The 25,700-nt window shown below is 40.3% G+C and carries 21 protein-coding genes and 3 pseudogenes; 12 read left to right on the plus strand and 12 right to left on the minus strand.

Annotation, left to right across the window (positions count from 1 at the left end; genetic code table 11):
• Positions 1 to 28: 28 nt before the first annotated feature.
• Positions 29 to 649: pseudogene (locus RB214_RS17700) on the minus strand (glutathione S-transferase family protein).
• Between the two features lie 390 nt (positions 650 to 1,039).
• Here RB214_RS17700 and RB214_RS17705 point away from each other — a divergent pair.
• Positions 1,040 to 1,558 (plus strand): TetR/AcrR family transcriptional regulator, encoded by a 519-nt coding sequence (locus RB214_RS17705; RefSeq protein ID WP_165743778.1) that lies wholly within the window; start codon positions 1,040 to 1,042, stop codon positions 1,556 to 1,558.
• A gap of 84 nt (positions 1,559 to 1,642) precedes the next feature.
• On the opposite strand, the gene RB214_RS17710 is transcribed toward RB214_RS17705, so the two are convergent.
• The 5 genes from RB214_RS17710 to RB214_RS17730 all read right to left on the minus strand — a co-directional run bounded on the left by RB214_RS17710 (position 1,643) and on the right by RB214_RS17730 (position 8,552).
• Complete coding sequence (locus RB214_RS17710) at positions 1,643 to 3,112, minus strand: carbon starvation protein A (RefSeq protein ID WP_165743779.1); 1,470 nt, start codon at positions 3,110 to 3,112, stop codon at positions 1,643 to 1,645.
• 258 nt (positions 3,113 to 3,370) lie between these two features.
• Positions 3,371 to 4,288, minus strand: a complete 918-nt coding sequence (locus RB214_RS17715; RefSeq protein WP_010553605.1) for a carbohydrate kinase — start codon at positions 4,286 to 4,288, stop codon at positions 3,371 to 3,373.
• 2 nt (positions 4,289 to 4,290) lie between these two features.
• The gene (locus RB214_RS17720) at positions 4,291 to 5,814 is read right to left on the minus strand and encodes a mannitol dehydrogenase family protein (RefSeq protein WP_309169325.1); all 1,524 of its coding nucleotides are present in this window, start codon (positions 5,812 to 5,814) and stop codon (positions 4,291 to 4,293) included.
• 60 nt (positions 5,815 to 5,874) lie between these two features.
• On the minus strand, positions 5,875 to 7,596 hold the full coding sequence (locus RB214_RS17725) for a hypothetical protein (protein WP_309169326.1): 1,722 nt from the start codon (positions 7,594 to 7,596) through the stop codon (positions 5,875 to 5,877).
• Positions 7,597 to 7,877: 281 nt separating this feature from the next.
• Positions 7,878 to 8,552, minus strand: a complete 675-nt coding sequence (locus RB214_RS17730) for an HAD family hydrolase (RefSeq protein ID WP_309169327.1) — start codon at positions 8,550 to 8,552, stop codon at positions 7,878 to 7,880.
• 427 nt (positions 8,553 to 8,979) lie between these two features.
• Here RB214_RS17730 and RB214_RS17735 point away from each other — a divergent pair, with 427 nt between their 5' ends.
• Both RB214_RS17735 and RB214_RS17740 read left to right on the plus strand, forming a co-directional pair.
• On the plus strand, positions 8,980 to 10,506 hold the full coding sequence (locus tag RB214_RS17735) for a catalase (protein WP_309169328.1): 1,527 nt from the start codon (positions 8,980 to 8,982) through the stop codon (positions 10,504 to 10,506).
• 99 nt (positions 10,507 to 10,605) lie between these two features.
• Positions 10,606 to 11,121 carry an ankyrin repeat domain-containing protein gene (locus RB214_RS17740; protein WP_309169329.1) on the plus strand — a complete coding sequence of 172 codons (516 nt, stop codon included), beginning with the start codon at positions 10,606 to 10,608 and terminating at the stop codon, positions 11,119 to 11,121.
• Positions 11,122 to 11,177: 56 nt separating this feature from the next.
• On the opposite strand, the gene yddG is transcribed toward RB214_RS17740, so the two are convergent.
• Positions 11,178 to 12,098 (minus strand): aromatic amino acid DMT transporter YddG, encoded by a 921-nt coding sequence (gene yddG / locus RB214_RS17745; RefSeq protein ID WP_309169330.1) that lies wholly within the window; start codon positions 12,096 to 12,098, stop codon positions 11,178 to 11,180.
• A gap of 181 nt (positions 12,099 to 12,279) precedes the next feature.
• On the opposite strand from yddG, the gene RB214_RS17750 reads away from it, so the two are divergent.
• From RB214_RS17750 to RB214_RS17790, 9 genes and pseudogenes are all read left to right on the plus strand, one after another.
• A complete protein-coding gene (locus RB214_RS17750; RefSeq protein ID WP_004334664.1) occupies positions 12,280 to 12,933 on the plus strand; it encodes a TetR/AcrR family transcriptional regulator in 654 nt (217 codons plus the stop codon).
• 3 nt (positions 12,934 to 12,936) lie between these two features.
• Positions 12,937 to 13,419 carry a putative 4-hydroxy-4-methyl-2-oxoglutarate aldolase gene (locus RB214_RS17755; RefSeq protein WP_309169331.1) on the plus strand — a complete coding sequence of 161 codons (483 nt, stop codon included), beginning with the start codon at positions 12,937 to 12,939 and terminating at the stop codon, positions 13,417 to 13,419.
• 464 nt (positions 13,420 to 13,883) lie between these two features.
• Positions 13,884 to 14,468, plus strand: a pseudogene (locus tag RB214_RS17760) (amidase family protein); the annotation flags it as partial.
• Positions 14,469 to 14,569: 101 nt separating this feature from the next.
• Positions 14,570 to 15,538: an IS30 family transposase gene (locus RB214_RS17765; RefSeq protein ID WP_309168378.1), complete on the plus strand. Its 969-nt coding sequence runs from the start codon at positions 14,570 to 14,572 to the stop codon at positions 15,536 to 15,538.
• A gap of 22 nt (positions 15,539 to 15,560) precedes the next feature.
• A pseudogene (locus RB214_RS17770) lies at positions 15,561 to 16,184 on the plus strand (amidase); the annotation flags it as partial.
• Positions 16,181 to 17,782, plus strand: coding sequence for a gamma-glutamyltransferase (locus RB214_RS17775; RefSeq protein WP_309169332.1), 1,602 nt, complete (start codon positions 16,181 to 16,183; stop codon positions 17,780 to 17,782). The pseudogene RB214_RS17770 and the gene RB214_RS17775, both read left to right, overlap by 4 nt.
• A complete protein-coding gene (locus RB214_RS17780; RefSeq protein ID WP_007378545.1) occupies positions 17,770 to 18,594 on the plus strand; it encodes a sulfite exporter TauE/SafE family protein in 825 nt (274 codons plus the stop codon). The genes RB214_RS17775 and RB214_RS17780 overlap by 13 nt, the downstream gene beginning before the upstream one ends.
• Before the next feature lie 3 nt (positions 18,595 to 18,597).
• On the plus strand, positions 18,598 to 19,827 hold the full coding sequence (locus RB214_RS17785; protein ID WP_309169333.1) for an alanine--glyoxylate aminotransferase family protein: 1,230 nt from the start codon (positions 18,598 to 18,600) through the stop codon (positions 19,825 to 19,827).
• A 14-nt stretch (positions 19,828 to 19,841) separates the two neighbouring features.
• Positions 19,842 to 21,125 (plus strand): allantoate amidohydrolase, encoded by a 1,284-nt coding sequence (locus tag RB214_RS17790; RefSeq protein ID WP_309169334.1) that lies wholly within the window; start codon positions 19,842 to 19,844, stop codon positions 21,123 to 21,125.
• 127 nt (positions 21,126 to 21,252) lie between these two features.
• Here the strand turns inward: RB214_RS17790 and RB214_RS17795 are convergent, their stop codons facing one another.
• The 5 genes from RB214_RS17795 to RB214_RS17815 all read right to left on the minus strand — a co-directional run bounded on the left by RB214_RS17795 (position 21,253) and on the right by RB214_RS17815 (position 25,442).
• Positions 21,253 to 21,555 carry a hypothetical protein gene (locus RB214_RS17795; protein WP_024596154.1) on the minus strand — a complete coding sequence of 101 codons (303 nt, stop codon included), beginning with the start codon at positions 21,553 to 21,555 and terminating at the stop codon, positions 21,253 to 21,255.
• A gap of 43 nt (positions 21,556 to 21,598) precedes the next feature.
• Positions 21,599 to 21,847: a DUF1272 domain-containing protein gene (locus RB214_RS17800; RefSeq protein ID WP_309169335.1), complete on the minus strand. Its 249-nt coding sequence runs from the start codon at positions 21,845 to 21,847 to the stop codon at positions 21,599 to 21,601.
• Positions 21,841 to 22,203, minus strand: a complete 363-nt coding sequence (locus RB214_RS17805; protein ID WP_309169336.1) for a 2OG-Fe(II) oxygenase — start codon at positions 22,201 to 22,203, stop codon at positions 21,841 to 21,843. Before RB214_RS17805 ends, RB214_RS17800 begins: the two co-directional genes overlap by 7 nt.
• A gap of 345 nt (positions 22,204 to 22,548) precedes the next feature.
• A complete protein-coding gene (locus RB214_RS17810; RefSeq protein WP_309169337.1) occupies positions 22,549 to 23,736 on the minus strand; it encodes a hypothetical protein in 1,188 nt (395 codons plus the stop codon).
• Positions 23,737 to 23,903: 167 nt separating this feature from the next.
• Positions 23,904 to 25,442: a glucan biosynthesis protein gene (locus RB214_RS17815; RefSeq protein ID WP_309169339.1), complete on the minus strand. Its 1,539-nt coding sequence runs from the start codon at positions 25,440 to 25,442 to the stop codon at positions 23,904 to 23,906.
• Positions 25,443 to 25,700 lie beyond the last annotated feature (258 nt).

Genomic DNA, 25,700 nt, shown 5'->3' on the forward strand with positions numbered 1-25,700 from the left:
TCACTTAAATTTTAAATTAATAACCTAATTAAGCTGCAACACTTGGGCGTTTTGCTACTTTTTCTTGCCATGCAACTAAATGGGTAAGCTCATTTGGGATTACTATTTGTGCAAATCCAGCAAATACCAGCCCAGCATACAATGTAATATCAGCAATACTAAACTGCTCGCCGCCAACAAACGCCGATTGCGCTAGTACATCATTAAAATAGTTAAACCCTTGGCGCGCTTTTTCGCCTTGTTTTTCACCCCAAGCCACATTTTGATATATTTCAAGCTCAGGACCTAAGCCATCAGTTGCATGATGAAAGTAAGTTGCCACAGCGTCAAGCACCATAGATTCTGCACGCTTTTGCATCATGTTAATTACTGCACGCTCTTTTGCGGTTTTACCCATTAAAGATGTGCCTTCAAATGCGGTATCAATATACTCAGTAATAGCGGTACTTTCTGATATAAACGTGCCGTCATCTAGCTCTAATACGGGTACACCTGCTAATGGATTTTTAGCTAAAAAGGCTTATGTTCTGTGTTCACCATTTAATAAATCAACAGGTACAAACTCAACATTTGAAGTGGCATTTTTTTCAGCTAAAGCGATACGAACGCGAAGTGGATTTGGAAAGTTTTCTACATCATAAATTTTCATAGCAATCTCTATCTTTATTGTTTAAAAGTGAGTTAATGGCAGCCACCTACCTACTGATAGGTAATTTATAATATTAAACTAAATTTAAGTCAACGTTTAAATTTTTCTGATTTATGGGATTTAACTTAATTCATAATAAAATTAGGGAGTTGCTTAAAAGTAAAAACACTTGTAAATAACTACCTACTGGTCGATAATTTTGCTGTACCAATTGCATTAAATAAGTGTTCTATTGTTGCGCTAAGAAAATAGCGCAATAACAAGGCGAAAATCATGACATGCAGTTGTTCTGTATGAATAATTTTTAACGCAGTTAGTGAGTTATTTAATGCGATACAATGATCATGTTTTTAAAAAAACTGGTATTACTGCAGATAGGAAATATTAAAAATGAGTAAAAAAGAAGCTTTATTAAAAGCCGCTGAAAACAAGGTGCGACTTGGCGGGTACAGTAATTTTAGTTTTAGAGAGCTAGCCTGCGAAGTCGGCATTAAAAGCGCCAGTGTGCACTATCACTTTCCGACTAAGGCCGATTTAGGTGCAGAGCTTGCTCATCAATATACTGATTCTTTTTTAGCAGCTTTAGGCGAGCCAAACGAACTTAAAGCAAACGGTAAAAATCCTATTGATGTGTACACACAGCTTTTTAGACGTGCATTAGTAACCGATAAAAAAATGTGTTTATGTGGTTTACTAGGAGCCGAAAGCGATAGCCTTCCAGATAAAGTACGCCTTGAAGTAAAACGCTTTTTTAATCAAAACCTAACATGGCTTAGCGCTGCACACTTAACTAATGGTGAGCCTAACCCCGCTCAAGCAGCTATTCAAACAGTGAGCCTGCTTGAGGGCGCTATGATGATAAGCAAAACGCTCGATGATAATAGTTACTTTGAACTTGCAACTCAGTAATACCTAAATTTAGTACACAAAAAAAGCGAGCTATTGATAATCAATAGCTCGCTTTTTTAATGCTTGAAATAACTTATGTGATTATTAAACCGCTGTTGGTTTAACTTTATGCTTAGAGTGCACAATAGCTAAAACAATTAAGCCAATCACTGTTACTACAGCGCCAATAGGTTTACCTAAATCGCTTGATAAGTTAAGACCAATTGTCGCAGTGCCAATATAAGAAACCGTTACCGCTGTTGCTATAACAGCAGGAACACTGGCAATCCAATGGAATGTACCACGGTCAAACAAGTACTTAGTAGCAAGCCATAATACGCTTGTAGAAAGCAGCATGTTTGAAAATGCAAAGTAGCGCCAAATTAATGAGAAATCGAGCTTAGTCATAAAGTACGCTATAGCAAGTATAGGCACCGCCACTAATAAGCGATTACGTAAACTTTGTGGAATATTAAACGCATCAACAACTGTTAAACGTAGTGAGCGGAACGCTGTATCACCAGAAGTAATTGGGAATACGGCTACTGCAATAATTGCCATTATACCGCCAAATACGCCTAAGTAACTGTTAGCTACATGGTTAACAACTAAGCCTGGACCACCTTGGTCAAGCAATGCTTTTAAGCCCGCGTAACCATCTGGGAACGCTGCAATACCAGCAAGTGCCCATACACAACCTACAATACCTTCACACATCATAGCGCCGTAATAAACTGGACGTACGTATTTTTCGTTAGTTAAACAACGCGCAATAATAGGCGCTTGAGTAGAGTGAAAACCACTAATAGCACCACAGGTAATTGTTATAAATAACAGTGGCCATGTTGGTAGTCCATCTGGGTTTGGCTCTAAAAAGTCATGTGCGTGGTCAGCTTCAAAGTAAGCTAAAAAGTCACTTGGTACCGGTAAGTGCGGCGCATTAATAAGTAATGAAATAGCAATTGCCACTGTCATTACAATCATTAGCGCACCAAAAATTGGGTAAAACTTAGTGATAATTTTATCAATTGGTAGCAAGGTCGCTAAAAAGTAATACGCTAAAATAGCAAGTACCCAAAAGGTGTTGTTTGCCAGTATTGTACCTTCAAAAAAATCAAGGTTACTTAGCAAACCTGCAGGGCTCATAATAAATACTACACCTACAAAAAACAGTAGCATGGCAGTAAATACTAGCATAAAGCCTTTAAATACGACGTTGTAATAATGACCTGCGATTTCTGGTAGGCTTTTACCGTCTTCTTTTATACTCATTACACCTGAGAAGAAGTCGTGTACAGCGCCACCTAAAACATTACCAAGTACAATCCATACTAGTGCAACTGGTCCGTATAAAGCACCTAAAATTGGGCCAAATATTGGACCTACGCCAGCAATGTTTAAAAACTGAATTAAAAATGCTCGTACAGGGTGAATAGCTACGTAATCAACACCTTCGCTAAAGCGTTTTTGTGGTGTGTCAGCAGTTGAATCCAAACCGGCTTGTTTTTCAACAAATGGGCTGTAAAACTTATAGCCCAGTATTAAAATAGTGAGGCAGATAAAAAAGATGATCATAAAGCACGTTTCTCTTTTTGTATTTTAGTTATAGAGCGCATTGTGTGTCGCCCCGCCTTTTCAATCCGTGAATAATCGACGAACGATAACAAAGCTTTAACCCTCAAACAATAAGACGTTTAGCTAATACAATAATCAATATAAGCCACTATTTACGCAACCTGCGCACTTAACACTCACTTATCGCCTGCGTCTTATTTTAGGCACAAAAAAAGCGGTTAAACTTTTACGTATAACCGCTTTCACACACAATGTTTTTTAAAGTGGGTTCATAAACTCACTAATTTGTTCATGCGTTAAAGTAGGTGTTGCACCAGAACTTTCGGCGACCATTGCTCCAACGGCACATGCAAAGTCAACGGCATATTGCGCGTCGTCGTTGCTACAAAGCTGATAAATTAACGAACCTAAAAACGAATCCCCTGCGCCAACAGTGTCAATTACGCTAATTAAATAACCTGAATTATAAAAATTTTCGCCTTTGATTGTTAATAAAGCACCGTGGCTGCCTTTGGTTACACATAAGTAATCGGTATTTGTTTGCTGTGCTATAAACGCTAAATTTTGTTCAAGCGAATGAAACTTACAACCCATCGCTTTTGCAATTTCGTATAGCTCTTCATCGTTTAACTTAATAAAGTCTGCTTTATTCATTAAATCTACAAGTGTTTCTAGCTTGTAATGCGGTGCACGTAGATTTACGTCAAATACCTTAAAGTTTGCTACATCAACTAGTTGATTTAACGTTGCTAAAGACGCTTCGCTTCGCCCAATTAGGCTGCCAAATACAAATACATCGCTACTTTTAACTTTACTAAGTAACTCATCGGTAAGCGCTATATTATCCCACGCAGTATCTGCCACTATTTCATAACTTGCAGAGCCGCCACTGTCGAGCGTTACCTCAACCGTGCTAGTTTTTTTGTCACTATTAATAGCAATGTATTCGCAGCTTACGCCTTTGCTAGTAATTTCGCCTAGTAACTCAGCGCCTAACTCGTCGTTACCAACAGCGCTGATCATGTCGGCTTTAATGCCAAGTGAGTTAATACGCACACACATATTAAGTGGCGCGCCACCTAAGCGTTTACCTGAATCAAAACAATCCCACAGTACTTCGCCAAAACAGCTAACACTTACGTTTTCGCCTGATTTATGATTAATTAAAATGCTCATAATTAGTTACTCTTTTGATCAAGTACAGCCTGCATAATGGCTTTAATTTTACTATTAGGTGCATACAACGCAGCAATCGACTTTTTATATTCAGCAGTAAACGTTTCGTTATGCTCAAGCTTACCAAACAAGCTCGTTAACTTTAAAAATGCAATCGGGCTAGTTTGAGTCTCTTGCGCGTAAGAATTAAGCTCTTTGTGCATCGCATCTTGAATTTCAAGTTGCTCGCCGTTTTCACTTAAACCTTTATCGCTGTATAAACACCAAGTAGCAATAACAAGCGTTGCCAGTGAAACATCTCGACCTTGTACTAGGTTTTCGTTAATTGTGGCAATTAAAAACTTAGGCAGTTTAGCTGAGCTTTCACTACAGATACGCGCTAGGCTGTCTTTAATATTAGGATTAGCAAAACGCTCTATTAACGTATCTTTGTAACTTTCAAGGTCAATGCCTTCAAGTGGTTCAAGATTTGGCGTTACTTCTTTATCCACAAAAGCACGTAGGTATGTGGCAAATAATTCATCCGATACCGTTTCGTCAATAGTGCCGTAGCCATGGATTGAACCTAATAAACCAAGTACAGAATGCCCAGCATTAAGTAAACGTATTTTCATGGTTTCATAAGGCGTTACATCAGTAACAAACTGTGCACCAACAACATCCCAATTTGGACGAGAGTCACTAAATGTGTCCTCTATTACCCATTGTGTAAACGACTCACAGGTAATTGGCCACTCGTCGCTAACACCATATGCATCAACCACGTAATCAATATCACTCTTTTTAGATACTGGTGTAATACGGTCAACCATCGCATTTGGAAACGATACGTTTTGCTCAATCCACTCACTTAAGTCTTTGTCTTGCTCTGTAGCAAAGGCTAAAAGCATTTTGCGTGTTACGTTACCGTTGTGCTGAATGTTATCGCACGACTGTACTGTAAACGCGCCTAGGCCTTGCTCTTTACGCAATTTTAACGCAGCAGTAATGTAACCAAACGCTGTAATTGGATCGTTCGGGTTATTAATGTCGTTAATAATATCTGGATTACTGTAATCAAACTCGCCCGTTGCAGGGTTAAAGTTGTAACCACCTTCAGTAATAGTAAGCGACACAATTTTAGTATCGCTGTGCGCTAGCTTATTGATTACCGCTTGTTTGCCCTCTGGAGCAAACAAAAAGTCGATCATTGAGCCAATTACTTTGTTATCTATTGTACCGTCTGGGTGCCTAACAGTAAGCGTGTAAAGGTAATCTTGCTGCTTTAAAATATCACGCAGACCACGGTTACCCTCTAAAAGGCCAACACCACATATACCCCATTGCTCAGAGCCCGGAGTTTTTAAAAGCTCGTTAACATATACCGCTTGGTGAGCACGATGAAAGCCGCCTACACCAATATGAACAATCCCCGCTTTAACGGCGCTACGGTCGTAACTTGGTGTGTCAACATGGCTTGGTAATTGAGCCAAGCTCTGTTGGTTTAGCCCTGTAACAAGAGCGTTTGTGTGTTGATGTTGCGTCATGGTGCGACCTTACTAAACAAAAATAAAATATAAATTACGATACTGTATTACGATAAGTAATTACGATGCTGTATTGAGTACTTTATGGCGTTTTAACGACCAGTACGCAGTAACAAAATAAATAACAGTACAAATAAAACAGGCAATTTCGAACTGCGACTTATTAGCGCTGTACATCACCATAGTGTCACTGAAAAACATCACTTGGCTGGCAAATATAAAAATAATCACCAATGAAATAGTCGATATGCCATTAAGAACTTTGGTAAATACAGAGCTATCAATTACTGGCTTTGGAATGTCTTTAGCCTCAGCTGCTTGATATTCTTTAATATTACGTTGCTCTTGCTCTTCTGCTGCAATTTCTTGTGTGTAATCTTCACCGGCACCGTATTTTTTAGCTAAAAGTGTGTAAATAACGATGGTGAAAATCCAGGTAGGAATAAACAAGTAGTAAAACGACATTATATCAATTGCGTTTAAGCCAAAACCGAACACAAGTGCAAGTGCCCATGAGGCAATAGCAGGAATACTGCGGGTAATATTTTTATATTTAGCCCAGTAACGTGTTAAGCCAATTTTAGGAAATAACACATGCTCGGCAAATACAATGCCGCCCACTGGCACAACTAATAAACCGGCGTAGGTAAGTAGTGGTAGCATTTGTGAAAATACAAACGGGAAGCACGCAATTATTACGGTTACCACACCCACTATGGCGGTGGTGCGCTCACGTGACTGATTAACAAAAATAGATTGCGCTGCAAGGCCTGCACGGTAAAGGTTTGCGTTAGCTGTAGTCCAACCGGCAATAATTACAATAACAAAGCCAGTCCAACCTAATGCATGATATGCAACATCGCCCGGATCAAGTGACGAAATGGTTGTTTTAAGTAATACCGCAACACCTGCGCCCATAATACCGGCAGAGATCCACGCTAAGTAATGACCAAAAAACATACCCACACCAGAGAACAAGCCATAGCTTTTGCGTTTAGCAAATCTAAAAATAGCCATGTCGATTAAACCAAAGTGAGTAATTGAGTTAGCAGCCCATGCAAAGCCAATCACTTCTAATAGGCCAATGCCTTTTTCACCATCGGCATTGGTGCCCGTCCAGATGGAGGAGTCGCCTATGGTCATAAAGTCGCTAAAGCTAGTTAAAGAGGTAGAACCCAATACGTGGTTTGAAAGCTCAGGGAATAACGCGAACGAGCCTGCAATAAATATAACAAATAGCCAGGGCGCACACAGTTTTGAAAAGTCAGCAACGGTTGAAAAGCCATACATAGCAACAAATACAACAATTGAGCCAACAGCTAAAACAATGGCGACAAACCAAAAGCTGTTTGGATACCAATCAAGCTGCGCGGGTATGTCGAACAAAAACCGCACGGCGGTGGAGGATACCGTGATCATGGCCGCCGATATAACACTAAAAATAACTACATTAGCCCAGTTATAGAGCTTGGTCATTGAGTTACCAGCAATTTTGTTTAAGTAGTTATATAAACTTAAGCGGGTTTGTACTGCAATGGGTGCCGTAATTAGCCACCAAGAACACATTGCTAACAGGTTACCTATTAATAACCCCAATAGAATGTCGATGGTTGATGCGCCTAATGCAACAAAGGTTGCGCCAATAACAAATTCAGTGGCAGCAACATGTTCACCAGCGTATAGCCCTGCAAAATGCTTCCAGCCGTGAAGCTTATTATTAGCAACAGGAAGTTGCTCTTCGTTTACATCTTTAAATGTTTGTGTGTGTGGACTCGTTGCCATGGTATTTCCTATTGTTAACAGCAAAGCATTTGATACCAATCTGCATAACTATTTGAATAATTTAACGAGTTAAATAAACCCCATATTCAAGCAGATTGGTATAGTACCTAAATACTTTGCCTTTTATAATTTGGCTTATAAACGCATGATGTTTTGCCATGTTTTGTTTTATTTTTAGTAAAGCAAAACCATCTACATTTATATTTTGCGTTTGCTTGCCTGTCAGTGTGTAAGGCGAACAAATCACGTTAAAAACTTTGTTTATTTAAAAAGCTGCGTGTTTACTGCTTTTTAAGTGCAGGGTATGCACTAAAAAAATCTTGCCAATGCGTTAAATGATCAACATTTGGGTAAGCACTGTGTACATGATTAACAGAGCCTTGCATATGTTGCCCACCGCTGTAATGCAGTACTTGCATATTGGCGTCAACTCCTGCATTTACGCCGGCTTTACTGTCTTCAATTACTAAGCAATGCTCTGGCTTTACACCCATTCGCTTAGCTGCATGTAAAAATAAATCAGGCGCTGGTTTACCACGCTTAACTTCGCTGCTGGTAAAAACCGTATCGCTAAAGTACTTACTTAAACTCACTACGCTCAACGCTTTTGCGGTGCGTGCTGGGCTGCTGCTAGTAGCTATACAAATAGGCACAGCTAAATTGTTAAGTACGTCTTTTATGCCGTCAGTCGTGATTAGTCCTGTTTCAAATTCGTTTAATAGTGTCTCGCGGTAGTCACCTTCAAAGCTTTCAGGAAGAGTGACATTAAATGCATCCGCTATTTTTTGGCTTACTGTTTTAAAGTTGCAGCCTAAAAAGTGTTGCTGTACATAAGCGCGGTCAATCTCAACGCCTTTTTCAACAAGCATATTAATGAGTACGTGTGCGCTTAAAATTTCGCTATCAATAACAACGCCATCACAATCAAATATCACTAGCTCAATATTAGTATTCATCTTGTCACCTTATTCAAACTGTTTGATTTAGCTAATTTAAGCATAACGAGTTAAGCGCGATTAATATTGTGCAACTTTTTAGCACAATCCAACGATGGGCATAAGCCCATACAGTGAGCATATTCCCTTTATTGTGCGAATATGTCAACACACTGTAAGTATAAAACGCACCAGCTTGGTGAAAATACCGCCAGATAAAACTAAAAACCCTTGTATTTAATAAATTTTATAAAAGCATATTGTGACTAAGGTCGTAGTAAAAAAATTACATTAATGTAAAAAGTGTATCTGCAAATTCATTTCATCTGTTTTACAAATCACATCAATCTAATTAATCAGTTTTACCGAAGTTAATAAAGTTAATACTATCGTTAACAGATTAACAGCCTGCACCACTGCCGGCACTTTTAAATAGATGAGGTCGACAATGAATACTCAAATAAACAAAACAAAATTAACACTAACTGCACTGGCACTTGCAATGGCATTACCGGCAAGCGCAGCAACAACTCTTACTAAAGATAACGGCGCAGCTGTTGGCGACAACCAAAATTCAATTACTGCTGGCGAACGCGGCAGTGTGTTATTAGAAGACGTACAACTAATTCAAAAACTACAACGCTTTGCACGTGAACGTATTCCTGAGCGTGTGGTACATGCGCGTGGTACGGGTGCTCATGGTGTATTTGTGGCATCAAAAAGTTTAGATGATTTAACCATGGCAGCACCTTTTACCGAGGTCGGTAAAGAAACTGACGTTTTTGTACGTTTTTCATCGGTAATTCACTCAAAAGGTAGCCCAGAAACACTGCGCGACCCACGTGGCTTTGCGATTAAATTTTACACCGATCAAGGTAACTGGGATTTAGTGGGCCTTAACTTACCGGTGTTTTTTATTCGTGATGCAATTAAATTTCCAGATATGATCCATTCATTAAAGCCATCACCTGTAGATAACATTCAAGATCCTAACCGTGTTTTTGACTTTTTTTCATACGAACCAGGCTCTACTCACATGTTAACGTGGGTTTATAGCGACTACGGCACACCAGCAAGCTTACGTAAAATGGATGGTTGGGGTGTACACTCTTATAAAATGATCAATAAATCGGGCGATGTTAAGTACGTTAAATTTCATTGGGTAAGTAAACAAGGCATTGAGAATTTAAATGCAAAAGAAGTCGCTGAAGTTCAAGGCCAAGACTTTCAACATTTAACGCGTGATTTATACAGCGAAGTAAATAAAGGTAACTTCCCAGAATGGGATCTATACATTAAAACGCTTGATCCGTCGCAGCTTGACGACTTTGATTACAACCCATTAGATGCAACAAAAATGTGGTTAGGTGTAAAAGAAGTGAAGGCAGGTACATTAACGCTTAATCGCATGCCAACTAACTTTTTTCAGTCAACAGAACAAGTAGCAATGGCACCGTCTAACATTATTGCGGGTATTGAACCCTCAGAAGATAAGTTATTACAAGGGCGTGTATTTTCATACGCAGATACGCAAATGTATCGCCTTGGTGCTAACCATCAACAGTTGCCAATTAACCGTGCAAAAGTTGAAGTGGTTAACTACAACCAAGACGGCGCAATGAATATTGGTAACACTACAAGCAATGTGAACTATCAACCAAGCCAAGAAAACGTAGCTGAAAACCCAATTGCCCGTAGAAGTAATACAGAGCTTAAAGGTTTTGTACAACAAGCCGCCATTAAAAAGCAGCAAAACTTTGCGCAAGCAGGTGTTTTATACCGTGGTTTTAGCAAGCAAGAACGTACAAACCTAATTAATAACCTAGCAGGCGATTTACGCAAAGTGCAAAACAGCAGTGTTAAACACAAAATGCTTAGTCACTTTTACAAAGCTGATAGCGAGTACGGTACACGCTTAACTAAAGCTGTAAACGGCGATATTAAAATGGTTAAACAACTAGCCGCTAACTTATAAGCAACTAGTTAAAAGCAATTAGTCCCAACTAAATAGCTATTTAAACCACAACCATGAGGAAGGAATAAACCCCTTCCTCTTTTATAAGAGACAATTTTTATGCGTAATTTATTAATTATAGTCGCTCTACTGCTAAGCTTTACCAGTAGCGTTTACGCTCAAAATACATCAGATACACAAACACCCAGTACGCAATCTGAAACCCAACATTCTGCAAAAACACAATACGAGAGTTTATTTGCTTATTACTTTGCTGCTGCACGTACCAACGATACCGCTGTAATTAAGCAATTTGTAAGTGCCGGCATTCCTATCGACAGCTATAACAAAAAAGGTTACACCGCATTAATGATTGCCACTTACCATGGTAATAAAAATACGGTAAACACACTTTTACACTTAGGCGCTAATGCTTGCATGGAAGACAACCGAGGCAACACAGCGCTAATGGCCGCTATTTTTAGAGGTGAATTTAGTATAGCTAAAACACTCGTATCACTTGATTGCGACAACGCGCATCAAAACAAAGCCGGTCAAACAGCCGAGCAATTTGCACAAACATTTGGTCAACAAAAAGTTATAGAGTTACTAGCGCAGGTAAATAATGCAAAATAATCTGCACGCAACAAAAAACCCTAAAATAATAGGGCTTATTTTTAATAAAATTAGTCTTATGTTGCAGACGCTATTTGGGGTTGTTTAGGCTTTTCTCGCGTTACAAAGTAACAAATTAGCGAGCCCACTGTTACCAGCACAACCCCCTGCCAAAACGAAGCACTCAGCGTAATAGATAAATACAACGCCGAAATAATAGTAGAAAACACCGGTGTAAAGTACGAAAGCGTTCCCAAAAGCATTAAGTTACCGCCAATAATAGCTTGATTCCACAGTGCATAACCGCTCCCCACTACTACACCGGCTAATAGCAATGTTATGCTTGAGCTGAGTGAAAACGTTAATGGCGCTTCATTACTAAAACCATATTGCGCCCACAAACTCATTGCCGTAACAGTAAAAAATAACGTAATGGCATTTTTACCATTACTCAGTTTTTGCGTAACTACGCAATAAATAGCCCATATAAACGCTGCAGCTAATGCCATTAAATAAGTAGCAGGATTATCAGCAAAGTTAGTAACAAGCGTATCGAGAGACATTTCTTGATCGCCCGTAATACACCAAGCAACGCCTAAAAAAGCAATAATCATGCTTGGGTAAACCCAGTAACTTACTTTTTTGCGCCCAATAATAATAGAGAGCAATATTGTTAGCGTGGGCCATAAATAATTAATAACCGCCATTTCCATTGCCTGATGACGGCTATTTGCCATACCAATAGAAAGCGCCAAGCAAATTTCGTACGCTACAAATAATAAAGTACCTATTACCAAGTAGCGTTTCGAAAAACCACTAAACTTGGGCACTCCCATAACCAAAATTAAAAATATCGCACTGACAGAATACATGGCCGCTGCACCACCAATGGGGCTAAACAACTCAGAAATATCCCGTAGTAATGCAACTAAGCAACTCCACAGTAATATTGCAGCGACTCCATACAGTGTATATTTATTTTTGCTTATAAAATCCATTTGCCAACCCAAAAGTACTACTCGTAAATTTGAAACTAAACTAACAGTAATTATTTAATTAAACAATTAAAGTTAATAGCTTAAACCCCTCGCCTGTTTTTAGAATTCACCCTTTTTAGTAATTGACCTTTTGGTCAGTAAAGCTACAATCAATCAATACGTTAAACACGCAAACTTTATAATGACCACACAAATAAAGCCAAATAAAAAAGAAGTCACACGCGAGAAAAACCAAAAACTAATTTTAGATGCCGCCGAGCAATTGTTTTCGCAATTAGGTTACGACGGAGCAAGTATGAGCATGGTTGCTAAAGAAGCGCAGGTGCCAAAAGCTAATATTTTGTATTACTTTAAAAGTAAGGATGGTCTGTACGAGTCTGTAATTGACCGCATAATAGCTAATTGGAACTTAGGGCTTGATAACGTCACAATTAACGACGATCCAGCTACCGTGCTTTATAACTATATTAAAAGCAAAGTAATACTGGCCGTAAATCAGCCAATGCAATCTCGCTTATTTGCTAGTGAAATACTGCGCGGTGCCCCTTATTTACAAAACTACTTTAGAACCAATACCCGCCCTTGGGTTAAACAAAAGGTTGATGTACTTCAAGCATGGATGGACGCAGATAAAATGGATAAGGTTGACCCCTACCATTTGCTCTTTACTATTTGGTCTACCACGCAATATTACGCCGACTTTCAGGCTGAGGTTTTACTCGTAATGAACAAATTAGAGTACGACGAAACCGATGTGGCACAGATTACGCAATCAATTGCCCACATAATTTTAAAAGGTATTGGTCTTAAAATACCTGAGCAAAGTGAGACTTAACCCATGACCCCCTTTACTACACCCGATTTATTTGACGATCATCGCGATAAAGTACAAGTAGCAGACAGCGGCCTTTATCACTTTGGTAAAAAAACCACGTTTTATGGCAAAGTAGTTACCGTTACCTGCCCAGAAGACAACTCTTTTGCTGCCGATATATTGCATGAAAATGGTGAAGGTAAAGTATTGGTTATAAACGGGTTTGCGAGCAAACGCTTTGCGTTTATAGGCGATATTATGGCTGAACGTGCCTTAAGTAATGGCTGGGAAGGCGTAATAATAAATGGCTGTTGCCGAGATATAGAAATACTTGCCACGATGAACTTACCTGTAATGGCGCTAGGCTCTACACCGCGTAGTACCTTAAAGCGCGGCTTTGGTGATAAAAACCAAGTTGTTACCATGCTTAGCACCACTATTGAACCTAACGATTGGGTTTACGCCGATATTAACGGTTTAATCATCAGTAAAACGCCCCTTATTTAGCACTCAAAACCATATAAATAAAGACCAACTTGGTGCATCTGCGCACCAAATTGGTTTGTTTTAGCTCATTTTAATCTCACTATTTCTACAGCCCACACTTACAAATCTCATACAACCCACTAAATCCTGACCAGTTGGACAGGATTTTAATTTATGGCATTCCTCTTGCTTAGTCTAAGCACTATAAAATCAAAACTACCGATTAAAAAGCACAGCTTTAGCAATTGCATTAAATTAGTGATCTATTATGACGCGAAGAAAATAGCGCAATAACAAGGCAAAAATTATGACATATAGTTGTTCTCTATGAATAATTTTTAACGAAGTAAGTGCGCTATTTAATCCAATAGAATGATCATTTTTTTAATAAAATTGGTATTAAAATAATAATAACCAGCCCGCTTTTTAATCACTCTTAACTTAATAAGTAAGTACTTGGTCAGTTTTATAATAATGAGCTGCAAATGAGTGATAAAAAAAACAACAAAGGTATATTTTGCAATCACGGTCCTACCCTGTGGCAAACAAACCACTCTGGAGTGCTTGCAAACAATCGCTTAGCTGTAAAAGATGTATTTGCAGTAAAGGGCGAGCGTAACAGCGCAGGCAACCCAAACTGGTTTAAAACAGCTAAACCGGCTAAAAATACGGCAAGCTCGGTTAATAAGCTCATGACCGCTGGTTGTAACTTTATAGGCTTTACCCATACTGACGAACTGGCTTATAGCTTAGAGGGTAGTAATATACATTATGGCGCTGCGCAAAATCCTAAATTAAAAGGGCATGCTTGCGGTGGTTCGAGTATGGGGTCTGCTGCTGCAGTTGCTGCTAACTTAGCTGATATTGGCTTAGGCACCGACACCGGCGGCTCAATTAGAATACCCGCCAGCTATTGTGGTTTATATGGCATAAGGCCAAGCCATAACGTGATTGAAAAAGACGGCCTAATACCGTTGGCTCCCCCTTTTGATACCATAGGTTGGCTTACCCAAAGCGCCGAGCTATTAAGCAGCGTTGGCGATATATTATTACCACAACAAGCTATTAATAAAGCCTAGATTCAAATTGTAAGTGCATAACTTGTTTTGGCTAGATTAAGTGGTCAGTTGCTCATAAACTAACTGCTTTTTCTCCGGCAAGAGATTTTACAATGAGACATTACAAACAACTGACCTATGCGCAAAGATGCCAGATCGCCGTTCTAAAGAAAAGCGGTTTTACGCAACAAAGTATTGCTGAGCTAACTAATTTATCGCAATCTACGATTTCAAGAGAGCTTTCTAGAAATACAGGTAAGCGAGGTTACAGACACAAACAAGCTCATGAGCGGGCTTTGTTTCGCCGAAGAAGTGTAAGAAAACCGCTTAAGATGACACCTGAAATGATAGCTTTAATTACCCAGAAGCTTAATGAGAAGTGGAGTCCTGAACAAATAACGGGATGGTTACGCAAAGAAAGTGAACTGTCTGTCAGCCATGAATGCATTTATCTGTATATCTGGGAAGATAAAAAAGCAGGTGGTGAGTTATACCTACATCTGCGCCGACACGGTAAGAAATATCACAAGCGCAGTCATGGTAAAACAAACCGAGGGCAAATAAAAAATCGCGTTAGCATTGAAGAGCGCCCACAAATAGTTGATGAGAAAGGCCGTATCGGAGATTGGGAAATAGATACCGTCATAGGCAAAGGTCATCGAGGCGCCCTTGTTACGATTGTAGAGCGGGTCACCCAATTCACTGTATCAACTCAGGTGGCAGGCAAAACAGCACAAGCCGTCACTGCGGCGACGATAGAGCTATTAAGGCCATATAGGTCAGCGCTTCATAGCATCACGGCTGACAATGGAAAAGAGTTCGCTTATCACGAGCAAATCACAGAGGCTTTAAGTGTTCCTGTTTATTTTGCTCACCCTTATCACTCATGGGAGCGCGGATTGAATGAAAACACGAATGGATTACTACGTCAGTATTGGCCGAAGAGCACCGATTTTAAGGCGGTAACACCAGCGCAAGTTATACCAGTACTTGAGCAACTTAATAATCGTCCGAGGAAGACACTTGGATTTGAAACGCCTGCAAAATTGATGCAGGATCACTTGGCGGCTAAAGCCGCCTAAACGTTATGCACTTCAGATTTGAATCCGCGAAGTAAATACGCTGGTTATTTGCGAAGCACTATTTGAACTCGTTGACCCTGCTTTACAAGCCCCACTTAAACAATTGCTTGAAAAAACCAAGCCTAATTTTAAGCACCATAAAGAATTTGAACTACCTAACAGCAACTTATTAAATGAACTTGCTGATAGTTTTAGAGTACTGCAAGGGCGAGCAATCGCAAAAACGCATAAAGATTGGCTTCAATTGCCGGGGCAACTTCCCCAGTTTGCTCCTGCAATTGCGGCACGTTTTAATATGGCGCTTGCCCTAACTGATCAAGAAGAACAAGAAGCACTAAAAGTACAAACCCAATGGCAAACACTAATAGCTAAAAACCTAAATACAAACAGCTGTTTATTTTTGCCAACCACCCCCACAACCGCACCTAAATTAGGCGCCGACACAAGCGCCTTACGCATGCAAATTATTACGCTTTCGGCAATTGCAGGGCTTAGTGGCTCAGCGCAAGTGCATTTACCGCTGGCTGATTTAGCAAATGATCATCCGTATGGTTTTTCATTAATGATGAGCCACGGTAACGATAAAAGCCTACTTGCTTGCGTTAAGCACCTAGCTGCACACTTTAAACAGGACACACCGGCATGACCACACACAACATTGCATTTACCGCGTCTCATTTTTCGGCAACAGAGGCGGGTATAAATATACTAAAACAAGGCGGTACAGCTACCGAGGCTATGGTAGCGGCTGCCGCTGCGATTAGCGTTGTATATCCACATATGAACTCAATTGGTGGCGACAGCTTTTGGCTTATCGATAACCCAAGCCAAAAAACGCCTACCGCTATTGACGCCTGCGGCCGCGCAGCAACTAATACAACGGCGTATAACTCGCTCACGCAAATACCAGAGCGCGGCGGATTAAGCGCACTAACTCAAGCGGGTACAATTCGCGGTTGGCAAAAGGCGCTTGAACTAGATGAGCATGCGGCACTACCACTGTCAAAAATTTTAGCACCTGCTATTGAACTTGCTCGCGAGGGTTTTACCATTACAAAAAGCTTGCAAGCAGGCTGCGAAAAGCTAGCCACTGCTAACAATACCAATGACGCGTTTAAAAACCTCTACATACCCAATGGCAAGCCCTTACAAGCAGGCCAGCATTTTAAAAACCCTAAACTTGCAGCAACGTTTGAATACCTAGCAAAGCATGGTTTAAACGCATTTTATGAAGGCGCACTTGCCAACTCATTTGCCGCCGACTTAGCAAAAGCAGGCAGCTCAATTACCGCAGGTGACATTGCAAATACTAAAGCAGAGGTAGTTACTGCGCTAAATGCAAACCTCAGTGGTATTGATTGCTACAACTTACCCGCGCCAACACAGGGCGTGCATTCACTACAAATAATTGGTGCCGTAAATAAGTTAAAGCATTTAGCTAAAACCGATGCCGACTGGACGCACTTAATTGTTGAGGCAACTAAACAAAGCTTTACCCATCGCCCTACCCTTTGGGCTGACCCTGATGTGTTAGGGGATGATTGTAAAAACGCACTAACCGATAATCGCTTAAGCGAACTTGCTAACAATATTGATATGAGTAAAGCCAAAAAATGGCCATTTAACGCAGAGCCTGGCGATACTGTGTGGATGGCAGCCAGAGATAAAAACGGGCAATTAGTCAGCTTTATTCAAAGTATTTACTGGGAATTTGGCAGCGGAATATTAATGAGTGAAGGCGGCTTTGTGTGGAATAACCGTGGTTTAAGCTTTAGTTTAAACAATGAAGATATTGATGCGAGTAACAATATTAACGCCCTTGCTCCTAATAAAAAGCCCGCTCATACACTTAACCCAGCACTGGCAAAGTTTAGCGATGGTCGTCGACTTGCTTACGGAACAATGGGCGGTGAAGGGCAGCCACAAACTCAAGCCGCTGTTTTTGCAGGCTACGCGTGGCGAAATAAATCAATAAAACAAGCAATTAGCGACCCTCGTTGGTTACTTGGACGCACATGGGGCGATACGAGTACAAATTTAAAAATTGAAAAAGAGTTAGTTTTTCATATAGAACATGAATTAAATCAACGTGACCACGATTGGGTAAGCGTTGATAATAATAACGAAATGATGGGGCACGCTGGGGCTATTTTAGATACACCTACAAGCCTTGAAGCTGCAACAGATCCTCGTTCAGATGGACGTGCAACAGTAACTACAGCAGGAACACAATGTCAGAAATAATAAATCAATGGCCAATTATAGTAGCCTTAATAGCAACCGGTATTTTTGCCGGTATTTTAGCAGGACTTTTTGGTGTAGGCGGCGGTATTGTTATCGTCCCTGTGCTGTATTTTTTACTGCAAGGTTTTGGCGTAAGCCCAGAGTCGGCAATGATGATAGCCACCGCTACATCACTTGCAACCATAGTACCTACTTCGCTCTCATCTATTCGCTCGCATCATAGCAAAGGGAATATTGACCTTGCGCTAATAAAATACTGGGCACCATTTATTTTAGTTATGGCCGTTGTAGGCAGCTACTTAGCGCACTCAATACGCGGTAATGCACTGGTACTTATGTTTGCCTGTATTGCTATTTTAGTCAGTTTAAACATGTTATTTAGAGCCGGCGCACCCGCGCTTGTAAAACAACTGCCAGGTAAATTTGGTCAAGGCGTTATGGCTAGTATTGTAGGTGGTTTGTCGGTAATGATTGGCATAGGTGGCGGTACTATTGGCGTACCTATGCTAAACGCATTTAATGTACGCGCCCATGTTGCAGTAGGTACTGCGGCCGTTTTTGGTTTGTTGATTGCGCTACCTGGCGTTATTACCTTATTAAGTATTGGCACAACGCCAACCGATGCTCCCCTAGGTACGTGGGGGTTGGTTAACCTCCCTGCCTTTTTTCTTATTATTCCGCTGACTATTTTATTTGCGCCTATTGGCGTAAAAATTGGTAGCAAGCTGGATCAAAAACAACTAAAACGCGCTTTTGCCGTTGTCTTAATGATAACCGGCATACGCATGCTTATTCAGACTCTGGGAGCCTAAAATATGTTTAATAACACGCAAGTTCAAACCTTAAACCCACCACAGCGTTTATTAATGGGACCAGGCCCAATTAATGCCGACCCTCGTGTTTTACGTGCTATGTCGGCGCAGCTTATAGGCCAATACGACCCAGTAATGACCGGTTTTATGAACGAAACCATGGCACGTTACCGCGAAATTTTTAAAACTAAAAACGAATGGACCATGCTAATAGATGGCACATCGCGCGCAGGGATTGAAGCCGTATTATGCTCAATTTTACGCCCAGGCGATAAAGTACTTGTGTCAATTATGGGGCGCTTTGGCCACCTACTTGCTGAAATAGCAGAACGCGTTGGCGCAAAGGTGCACACAATAGAAGTACCGTGGGGCGAAGTGTTTACGCCAGAGCAAATCGAAAAAGCCATTGTTGATGTAAAACCCCATGTACTTGCTATGGTACAAGGCGATACATCCACCACCATGAACCAACCTCTTGAGCATATTGGCGATATTTGCCAAAAGCACGATGTACTATTTTATTGCGATGCCACCGCCTCTATTGTGGGTAACGAACTTCCTGCCGATGAATGGAAACTCGATGCACTTTCGGTTGGTCTGCAAAAGTGTTTAGGCGGTCCTTCTGGGTCTGCGCCATTAACGCTTAGCGACAAATGCGCCGAGTGGATCCAAAAACGTAAAAAGGTAGAAGCAGGTATTCGCACAGCGGAGCATACCGACGGCACAGAGCCCTTTGTACGCTCAAACTATTTTGATTTAGGCATGATCATGAATTACTGGGGAGAGGAGCGCCTAAATCATCATACCGAAGCCACCAGCATGCTGTACTGCGCCTCAGAATGCGCCCGCATAGTAATTGAAGAAGGCGTGGATAACTGCGTAGCGCGCCACAAATTACATGGCGATGCCATGCTAACAGGCATTCAAGCGCTCGGCTTAAATGTATTTGGTGATTTAACACATAAAATGAACAACGTACTGGGTGTGTATATACCCGAGGGCATTAATGCCGATCACGTACGCGGACAAATGCTAACCGATTTCGGAATAGAAATTGGCACCTCGTTTGGACCATTGCATGGAAAAATTTGGCGTATTGGCACTATGGGCTACAACGCCCGAAAAGATACCGTATTACAAACACTGGCAAGCTTAGACGCTTGCCTACATGCCAACGGTTACAAAGGCCCTAAAGGCGAAGCCGCCATTGCCGCCCTTGCTCACTATAAATAAAAAAAGGATTTAGCATGACGATTGTAAGCCCACAACACAGTCCTTTATTAGATAAAGAGCTTGCTGATGAATACGCAACACGCGCTTTATCTCGCTGTAAAACCCTCAGCACACTATCGCAAATGCAAGGTGGCATTCACCGTGTGTACTTATCAAAAGAGCACAAAGAGTGTAACACCGTTACTGCATCGTGGATGGTTGAGGCTGGCATGCAATCGTGGCAAGACGAAGTGGGCAACCTTTGGGGACGACTAAAATCATCAAACCCACATGCTAAACGTTTAATTATAGGATCGCACCTCGACACCGTACCAAACGCAGGTGCGTTTGATGGTATTTTAGGTGTACTACTGGGGATAGAAATTGCAGCGCTTGCAAATAAGTTAAAGCTCGACCTGCCCTTTCATTTAGATGTAGTGGGCTTTTGCGATGAAGAAGGCACCCGCTTTGCCACAACTTTAATTGGCTCAAAAGCCCTCGCTAACGAATTTGATCCACAGTGGCTAAACATTAAAGACACAAACGGCATAACTATGCGCCAAGCCATGCTCGACTTTGGCCTAAACCCTAACGACTACGCAAAGGCCGCACTAAACAAAAACGAATTACTAGGTTACTGGGAAACTCATATTGAACAAGGTCCTGTACTCGAATCGGTTAATCAGGCGTTAGGGGTTGTAACTGCAATCGCAGGAGCAAAACGCGCCATGCTTACCCTAACAGGGCAAAGCGGTCATGCGGGTACAACCCCTATGAATTTACGTCAGGATTCGTTAGCAGGCTGCGCAGAATTAGTAACCGAAATTGAAAAACTAGCAAGTAATGCTAAAAATGGCGAAGTTGCCACCGTAGGGCAAATACAGTCTCGCCCTGGGGCTACAAACGTGATTGCAGGTAAAACGACCATTAGCCTAGACGCACGTGCACAAAGCGACACCGATCTCGCTAACTTACTAAGCGCCATACAAAGCAGCGCACAATCTATAGCAAGCAAACGCAATTTAACGCTTGATTGGCAATGGACGCATGCCGCCGATGCCGTAGCGTGCGACACTAAAATTCAGCATTTGTTTTCAAGCGCATGTAAACTCAATAACCAAGCATCGCCTTCACTTGCCTCAGGCGCAGGGCACGATGCAATGGCAATCGCTCCAATTTGCCCCGTTGGAATGTTGTTTATACGCAGCCCTGGCGGTATAAGCCATCACCCAGCAGAAGCGGTTATCGACAGCGATGTAACAAAGGCACTCAGTGTAATGTACAGCGCGCTTTTACTTTATGTGAAAGAGTGTGAGTGATTTAAGGTAATCGAGTAAACCAAGTATATTAACTTGGTATGCTTAGGGGCTTAAACCTCCTTAAAGTCATTTGGAGGTTATTACTGAAGGCAGGTAAATGCAGGAATATACGTTATTTAAAGTAGCTTTATCGGGCTGCCCTTTGCTCTTTTAGGCTAAGGCGTTTATGTGAGCTATATACATGTTGAATGTTTGTACCATTAACCAAATATGCATCCATTTCGACGGTAATTAAACCCGATAATGGCTTGATTTCTAGAACACCCAACTCACCTAAATTTGCAGATAGTAAAGTATTATTCCTAATAGCTAACAAAGTTTTGTCAGTATCTCGTAAGTCACCATTTACATATAATTTAGCACCACTAAACCAAGTGTTAATTATTTTAACTTTGATTGACTTAACAGTAAATTCAAAGGATTTTCTCATCAGATCTCCATACCCAGAAATGTAATTATTATACTTTATGTTTTTATGTGTTTGGCGAACAAGCACTTTCTTTTAATACCCGTTTAGTCGATGCTGGGTAATTTTTTAGTGCAGCCAAAGGGCGAATTGGCCGCTGAACCAAATTACCTGAGCAGTTTGGGCACACGTTATTTAATACCGTTTGAGCACAGCCAAAACAAAATGTGCATTCAAATGAACAAATAAAAGCCTCTGTGGACTGTGCAGGTAAATTCTTATCACAACATTCACAATTAGGTCTTAAATCTAGCATTTAGCGCTCCCTTTTATCCACCCAATGCTGAGTAAATATCGATTACCTTTTATAACTTTTGATACCTGATGCTCACTTACATCAGGGCGGAATAGCTTAACCCGCTTTGTTTCAAATATCGGATCACTGCAAATAAACTCACCACCCAAATCTGCTTTTTTCAGTACTATATTCAATCGATAGTGTTTACCAGATCCAACTTTGTCTGTGTGTGGTGCTATTTCACTTCCTTGCGGGAATTTAAGCAAATATGTATCAAATTTAATTGGCCACGTAGCACCACAAATCAACATTTTATCGTAGCCTGATTTTTGCCTGCCTCGCTCCCAACAAAATAATTTACTCAAAAAAAACATACAATCCCTCGAAACAGCTAACAAGCTGCAGGTTAACTCGTTTTTTTATTTTTATTGATAAACAAACCATAGCCGAGTTCATATTTTGATTCAATCGATTACTGTATTTTACGTAAAATACAAAAAGTGTTCGGTGTTGTTTAAATTAGTATTTTAGAAGGGAACACTGGTGTTTGAGTGACTTTATTGAGGTACTAAGGGCTTATCTTTCTTAATACATCGCGTTTTGCAGCTTTTCTACATTATGAACAAGGCAATACAGTTGCCGCAGCGTAAAGAAACAGCTAAACAGGACAGCCATTCTAACTTAATGAAAAAACTTAGGCTGGCGTCACTGTTAATTCATCAAAAATTGAACATGTTTTCCAGAGCCGCCTCTAAAGACATGGGCATATGACGTTTATTCATAATTCGGTTGTTAAGCTCTTCTTTAAGTGATTTAACCGTAGTGCAATACTCTAAACGTTTAGCAATTTCATCACATTCATTATTTAGCGCCGCTAAATGGTTTACAAAATTATCTTTAATTTGCGCTTTACTACGACCATTAAACTTACGCCACACAATTGTATATTGGTCATTACTTTCTTTTTGTTGCCGATGCTGTTCATTTAGCTCGATTATTTTATTTTGCAGTAACGGAATTAAGTTTGCTTTGGTTTCTTCGTCAAAATCGACATCGTCGTCAAAATGGCTTATGTAAAGTTGTAATAAAGTAAAACCGTCTTTCTCTTTTCGAGCTTGTACTAACTGTTGCATTAGTTCGTGTTTTTCTGCTTTTTTTGCAAGATCAGATTCTTTATCTGGATGTAACTTAGATGCTAAACGTTTATACATTTTGTTTAGCTGCGAGCCTTTAAATAACTTTTCTAATTTTGAGTTGTTTTTTTGTTGTTTAATTTCATCGCGATCAAATCGCTCGTGTTGGTCAAAAAAGTCATCCCAATCTTCATCTTGTTCATAGTGCATATTATCTGCACTAAACGCTTCATCATCTTTCTCCTCACCAAAACCTTGCTCGTCAAGGTGCTTATAAAGCAATGAAGGATCAGCTGTTATTTCTCTCAGTTCGTCATCTGTTAATTCTAAACCGGGGAAATCTTGCTGTAACATATTACGTAATATGTTTAACTCTGAAGAAGGGATTGTACTAACCGTATCTTGGTTATACTTATTTAGGTAAGATTGAAAAACTTGAGACACTTCCTCAACATTCAACTCGCCAATGAATGGATGTTCTGACAAATAATCTAAATCTTCATTTATCCAATCCACAAGTTCATTACGCTGTTCAATAGTTAAGCTTTTACGTTGGATAAACTTACTAAAATGAATAATTTGTTCTGCAATCATTTGAGCTTGAATTTGCTCATGGTGCTCTACTTGTTCTTGAAATTGAGAAAACAGGATCTGCTTTTTAATATCAAAGTTTGCGTTACGCTTAGTATGTTTTTCAATTCGCAGCCATAAACGCTCTAATTCAGAAGGCGTTTTAGTCGCCGCTTGTTGCTTTACATTTTTTAAAAATGTCATATTAAGTTCCACTAAAATTTATATCCATTACTTTTTATGCACGTAATTTGTATGCTTGAATTATAAATTTAATTAAAGCATACATAAAGCCAAGCATTAAAAAGAACAAGGATAAAAAGCGCCTGAGTTCATTTAAGAACAATATGCTAAACAGTTACTTTAAGGTCTTATTTAATCGTTACCTTTGCATCACTTACCCATGTCTCAGTTATAGCTTCATCATTTTTATCAACTAAATACGCGCGTATGTTCACCGGATTGTTGTTAGCTTGTTTGTAGTCAAACGCTAATCGCCATTGGTTTGTACCAACTACCGGATAAACTCCAATAGGTTCTAGTATTTCACCGTTGCTGGCTTCAACAATCGGCTTTATACCACTTTTGTTATCTAAGCCTTTAAATACTGGACCTTCAAAATCAATCACCATCTTGTTAACGCTTTCAGGAATAGGCTGGCCGGGAATTCCGCCTAAGCCTTGGCGAGTATTTACAACGCTTGCAAGCGTTTTTGATTTTGGATCGAGTGGACGCCATTCAATATCATAAGAAAAGGTAAACTCATCACCTTTGCGCGCCTCTTTTTCGGGCACCCAATAGGCCACAATGTTGTCAAACGTTTCATCTTTTGTTGGAATCTCTATTAACTGAACTGCGCCTTTGCCCCAATCGTCAGTAGGTTTTATCCACGCTGATGAACGCTTATTGTAAAATACGCCGTCGTCCTGGTAGTTATTAAAGTCACGATCTCTTTGGATTAAGCCAAACCCTTTTGGGTTCTCATCAATAAAACTATTGGTCGACACCGACTGAGGATTATTTAATGGGCGCCAAACGTATTGACCCGATCCTGTGTGAATCGCAAGGCCATCGCTATCGTGAATTTCTGGGCGCCAATCTTTAGCTTCTGTTTTATCTTTTTGTGAGTACCAATACATACTGGTTAACGGTGCTACGCCTAAGCGTTCAACATCGGCGCGCATATACAAATTAGCCGTTACAGAGGTAATATGGCCTTTGGCTTCTTTGTTATCTTTACTTAAACCAAATCGATAAGCACCAGTGATAGAAGGCCCTTCAAGCAATGCCCAAACAGACACGCTTTCACCTTTTTTCTCTGCGGGGCCAATCCAAAATGCAGAAAAGCGCGGAAATTCTTCTGCCTGATTCATACCCGTATTAATTGCAATACCTCGAGCCGACAGTCCATATTGCCCCTCTGGCCCGTCGGTACGAAAATAAGACGCACCTAAAAAAGATATCCAATCTGGTTTCATATCTGGGCGCATTATTCTAAAACCTGCAAATCCAAACCCTTCTGGGAGATCGTGAGCTGGGCTGTCATCAGGCATATCAAAAACATCATTACTAAAAGGTACATTTTGAACCTGATTTTTATCGTCTCTGATGTAAATACTTACTGGCTCAGGAAAATATCGCCCAGGGTAAAATAATTGTACGGGCGCCTTTTTTCCACTTGGATATAAAGTTTCATCTTCTTTAAAGCGTATTTTCCAGTGTTCGTCATACGTAATTTTATCGATTAACTCCGGCGATGGCACCTTAGTTGGCGTATAGGGCTTTTCGGCTGAGGCTTTTGCCAGCGCTTTTAAGTCTTCGAATGAAAACTGCGTTTTATCTACTGCTTCTGTCGCGTAGGACGACATCGAAGTGCTAAAAATAATTGCGATAAATAACTTTAATTTCATAAAAAGAATGTCCAATAAATTGAGTCAAATAAAAATGGGAACGCTGCACGAACGTATGTTTAACTTAAAGTTCTGTATGGATATTACGTCACGCAATATGAACTAGCGTTTACTAAAGTATTGTTATTTGACTCTTAGTTAATTTGTTTTTAGGGCGGTGCGTTTGATGCTCTTATCGGGTAATGTAATCAATCACTTTAGTTTATAGTTTATTTCCTCTTTATTAATAAAATTAAATAAGTCTAATATTCATATGAT

The organism is Pseudoalteromonas sp. HL-AS1, from assembly GCF_031198785.1.
Classification (GTDB): Bacteria; Pseudomonadota; Gammaproteobacteria; order Enterobacterales; family Alteromonadaceae; genus Pseudoalteromonas; species Pseudoalteromonas distincta.

Bases quoted from the DNA above. Each gene is read 5' to 3' on its own strand.
- RB214_RS17805 (WP_309169336.1), bottom strand. From the start codon at position 22,203: ATGTTTTTTTTGAGTAAATTATTTTGTTGGGAGCGAGGCAGGCAAAAA.
- RB214_RS17775 (WP_309169332.1), top strand. From the start codon at position 16,181: ATGACCACACACAACATTGCATTTACCGCGTCTCATTTTTCGGCAACA.
- RB214_RS17725 (WP_309169326.1), bottom strand. From the start codon at position 7,596: ATGGCAACGAGTCCACACACACAAACATTTAAAGATGTAAACGAAGAG.
- RB214_RS17795 (WP_024596154.1), bottom strand. From the start codon at position 21,555: ATGAGAAAATCCTTTGAATTTACTGTTAAGTCAATCAAAGTTAAAATA.
- RB214_RS17810 (WP_309169337.1), bottom strand. From the start codon at position 23,736: ATGACATTTTTAAAAAATGTAAAGCAACAAGCGGCGACTAAAACGCCT.
- RB214_RS17755 (WP_309169331.1), top strand. From the start codon at position 12,937: ATGACCCCCTTTACTACACCCGATTTATTTGACGATCATCGCGATAAA.
- RB214_RS17785 (WP_309169333.1), top strand. From the start codon at position 18,598: ATGTTTAATAACACGCAAGTTCAAACCTTAAACCCACCACAGCGTTTA.
- RB214_RS17815 (WP_309169339.1), bottom strand. From the start codon at position 25,442: ATGAAATTAAAGTTATTTATCGCAATTATTTTTAGCACTTCGATGTCG.
- RB214_RS17705 (WP_165743778.1), top strand. From the start codon at position 1,040: ATGAGTAAAAAAGAAGCTTTATTAAAAGCCGCTGAAAACAAGGTGCGA.
- RB214_RS17790 (WP_309169334.1), top strand. From the start codon at position 19,842: ATGACGATTGTAAGCCCACAACACAGTCCTTTATTAGATAAAGAGCTT.
- RB214_RS17780 (WP_007378545.1), top strand. From the start codon at position 17,770: ATGTCAGAAATAATAAATCAATGGCCAATTATAGTAGCCTTAATAGCA.
- RB214_RS17740 (WP_309169329.1), top strand. From the start codon at position 10,606: ATGCGTAATTTATTAATTATAGTCGCTCTACTGCTAAGCTTTACCAGT.
- RB214_RS17735 (WP_309169328.1), top strand. From the start codon at position 8,980: ATGAATACTCAAATAAACAAAACAAAATTAACACTAACTGCACTGGCA.
- RB214_RS17730 (WP_309169327.1), bottom strand. From the start codon at position 8,552: ATGAATACTAATATTGAGCTAGTGATATTTGATTGTGATGGCGTTGTT.
- RB214_RS17710 (WP_165743779.1), bottom strand. From the start codon at position 3,112: ATGATCATCTTTTTTATCTGCCTCACTATTTTAATACTGGGCTATAAG.
- RB214_RS17750 (WP_004334664.1), top strand. From the start codon at position 12,280: ATGACCACACAAATAAAGCCAAATAAAAAAGAAGTCACACGCGAGAAA.
- RB214_RS17715 (WP_010553605.1), bottom strand. From the start codon at position 4,288: ATGAGCATTTTAATTAATCATAAATCAGGCGAAAACGTAAGTGTTAGC.
- yddG (WP_309169330.1), bottom strand. From the start codon at position 12,098: ATGGATTTTATAAGCAAAAATAAATATACACTGTATGGAGTCGCTGCA.
- RB214_RS17800 (WP_309169335.1), bottom strand. From the start codon at position 21,847: ATGCTAGATTTAAGACCTAATTGTGAATGTTGTGATAAGAATTTACCT.
- RB214_RS17720 (WP_309169325.1), bottom strand. From the start codon at position 5,814: ATGACGCAACATCAACACACAAACGCTCTTGTTACAGGGCTAAACCAA.
- RB214_RS17765 (WP_309168378.1), top strand. From the start codon at position 14,570: ATGAGACATTACAAACAACTGACCTATGCGCAAAGATGCCAGATCGCC.